This is a genomic window from Streptomyces sp. NWU339 (assembly GCF_003143855.1).
In the GTDB taxonomy this organism is placed as follows: Bacteria; Actinomycetota; Actinomycetes; order Streptomycetales; family Streptomycetaceae; genus Streptomyces.
This window is the reverse complement of record NZ_QFRK01000160.1, coordinates 1-3210: the sequence shown is the minus strand read 5'-3', so window position 1 is coordinate 3210 and position 3210 is coordinate 1. Positions and strand designations below refer to the sequence as shown.

Sequence of the window (3210 nt, the reverse complement as noted above, 5' to 3'; positions counted from 1 at the left end):
TGGCCAAGCTGGACAAGGAGGTCCCTGCCGACCTCGATGTGCACCTGATCTGCGACAACTACGCCACCCACAAGACCCCCGCGATCCAGAAGTGGCTGCTGGCCCACCCTCGCTTCCACCTGCACTTCACCCCGACCAGCTCTTCCTGGCTGAACCAGGTCGAGCGCTGGTTCGGTCTCCTGACGGACAAGCAGATACGACGCGGGGTTCACAAGAACGTCCAGGCCCTGGAGAAAGACATCCGGGCCTGGATCACCGACTGGAACGACAACCCCCGGCCCTTCGTCTGGACCAAGACCGCCGACGAGATCCTCGAACGCCTCGCCGGATATCTGAATCGAATCAAAGACTCATGACACTAGTGCAACGTCGACCAGGCCCCCACCTCATGCACCCTGGCGGTCACCGGCCTCTCACACACCGAATCCGCCTGACACATTCCGGGATGTGTCAGGCTGCCAGAACAGGAGCACCCTTGTGTGCCGCCGTACCGTTCTGGCCGCGGCATGCCCCCTGTTATCAGCCTGTCACGCTGCACACCCCACAAAGCAGGGCGAGGAGCACCTCTTGGGCCTTCTCCCTCTCCGCGTTCGCCGCCCAAGTACTGCAACCGCAAGAGCCCGCGAGCTCCGGACCGGAAGGGCCCGGGGCTTGCTCGCGTACTGCGGACGACGTCACACCTGGAACGTCGTGTCCGGCGCCGGGCGGCGGGGGGCCGGCACGGCGGCGCCAGCCCGAACATCGCGAGGCAGGTCTGTGCGCCCCTGTTCACTTACGCGTGGCCTCAAGTTCCGGCAGTCACGACCTACATGCAGGGGTCGGGGCGGGACACTCCCTCCGACCGGTCCAGCACGCCTAGTCCGAAAGGTCTCTTGTCGATGAAACTCAGTCTGCGCGCGCTCGCGGGGGCAGCGGCCGCCGCCATCGCGCTGGCAACGCTCAGCTCGCCCCCCGCTGCGCACGCCGCCAACACGGTCCCGTCGCAGGGATCACCGACGCAGCTCGACGTCGGTAACTGGAACGTCGAGTGGTTCGGCGCGCCGGACTTCGGCCCGACCGACGAGGCGCTGCAGCAGCAGAACGTCCGCGACGTTATGGCGGGCGCCGACATGGACGTGTGGGGCCTCTCCGAAGTTGTCAGCACCTCGGCGTTCGACTCGCTCGTCGCCGGTATGCCCGGCTACACCGGTGTCGTGGCGAACGATCCGATCGTGACGAACGGGGCGCAGTACTACTCCGACTTCAGCAACACCGAGCAGAAGGTCGCGCTCGTCTGGCGCAGCAGCATGGCCACCCTCGTGAGCGCGAAGGTCATCCTGCCCGAGCAGAACAGCAACTTCGCCGGCCGCCCGCCCGTGGAGTTCAAGCTGCGCGGCACCTTCGACGGCGTGACCCGTGACCTCGTCTTCATCGTCCTGCACGCGAAGGCCGGGTCCACCCAGGACGCCTGGAACCAGCGCAACCCCGCGTCGCAGGCTCTCAAGTCCTACCTCGACACGACCTACCCGACGCAGGACGTCTTCGTCATCGGCGACTGGAACGACGACGTCGACACGTCCATCACGCCCCAGAAGGCGTCGCCGTACGCGAACTTCGTGAACGACACGGCGCGCTACGGCTTTCCGACGCGCGCCCTGTCGCTGGCTGGGGTGTCGTCGACGGCGGGCTACCCGGACTTCATCGACCACCAGCTCAACACCAATGAGGTCATGGCGAAGTATGTCGCGGGCTCGGCCGAGGCCTTCCAGCCGCAGGCATACGTGCCGAACTACACCTCTACCACCAGCGATCACTATCCAGTTCTGGCTCGCTACGACTTCGTCACCGGCGGCGCGGGCGGCGGGAACCAGTCGCCCACGGCGGCGTTCACGCACTCCTGCACTGACCTCACGTGCAGCTTCACCGACGGCAGCAGCGACGCCGACGGCACGATCGCGAGTCGCAGTTGGAACTTCGGCAACGGCCAGACCTCGACCGCGACCAACCCGACCGTCAGCTACGCATCGGCGGGCACGTACGCGGTGTCGCTGACCGTGACCGACAACGGCGGTGCCACCCACACCACCACCCGCAACGTCACCGTCACAACGGGCGGCGGAGGCGGTCCCGCCAACGTCATCATCAACGAGGTGCTGGCGAACGAGCCGGGCAGCAACACCGCCGGCGAGGCCGTCGAGATCGTGAACACCGGCGGCACCGCGACCAGCATCGCGGGCTGGACGATCCGTGACGGTTCGGGAGTGCGGCACACCTTCGCGGCCGGGACGACGTTGCAGCCCGGCAAGGTGATGACCGTGTTCGGCGGAGCCTCCAGCATCCCCGGCGGCATCGTGGCGGTGGCGGCAAGCACCGGTGGCCTCAGCCTGTCCAACAGCGGTGACTCGGTGAGCCTGCGGGATTCGGCTGGAGCGACGATTCAGTCGATGAGCTACTCCTCGAGCCTGTCGAACTCGGACGGCGTGTCCGCCAACCGCAGCCCCGACCTCAACGCAACTGGAGCCTGGGTCAAGCACAACACGATCAGTTCACTGTCCCGGTCGCTCGGCCAGCGCGCCGACGGAACGGTGTACTGACGGCGTCGAGCGTTGACCACGCCGGGGATCGTTGGCGCTGCCTCGCGTCGCAGTCCCCGGCGCAGCCGACGCCGGCAGCCGTCGTCGGTCGCAGCAAGCCTCTCGTGCTGGCGCTGCTCGGGTTGTGTGACGTGTTCTTGTAGCAGCGGACCGCGATGTCGCCGATGACGACGTGGCCGTGCTGGCGCAGGCGCACCATGTGCACGAGGTCGTCCAGGACGAACGGGAGGGCGGATTCGGCGGAGATCTCCGCGAAATATGTGTGGGCGAGGCGGGGGCTCATCTGGGGGCGTTGTCACGTTGATTGACCGTGCGGGTGCCGAATCATCATCCGGCGAGGTCAGGCGGCATGTCCGTACGCGTGGAGGATCCCGCCGCATCGATCTCGCCTGCGGAGCCTCAGAAGCTGTTGTCTTTTCGATCTTGAGCGGTGGTGGTCGAACGCGGGTTCCCGGTCGGGTGATCCTGCCGGGGTGAGGGCATGAAGGCAGGGCCTCCTGAACAGCTCGTGGGTGTCGAATCCATAGAGCAACAGGAGGCCCTGTTGTCACAGTCTTCCGTGCTGGTCCCGGACGAGTCCAACTCGGCTGCTCCATCGTGTGATTGCCTCGCGCACGTGTACGGCAACGCGGCCGAC

Annotated in this window: 2 protein-coding genes; both read left to right on the top strand. The window is 66.5% G+C overall.

From position 1 onward, the window contains the following. The coding region (locus tag DIZ27_RS44860) for a transposase (protein WP_181384046.1) at positions 1-356 on the top strand (356 nt) is incomplete at its 5' end. Positions 357-878: 522 nt separating this feature from the next. Then, positions 879-2573, top strand: coding sequence for a lamin tail domain-containing protein (locus tag DIZ27_RS44855; protein WP_109383974.1), 1695 nt, complete (start codon positions 879-881; stop codon positions 2571-2573). Positions 2574-3210: the final 637 nt, after the last annotated feature.

Bases quoted from the DNA above. Each gene is read 5' to 3' on its own strand.
- DIZ27_RS44855 (WP_109383974.1), top strand. From the start codon at position 879: ATGAAACTCAGTCTGCGCGCGCTCGCGGGGGCAGCGGCCGCCGCCATC.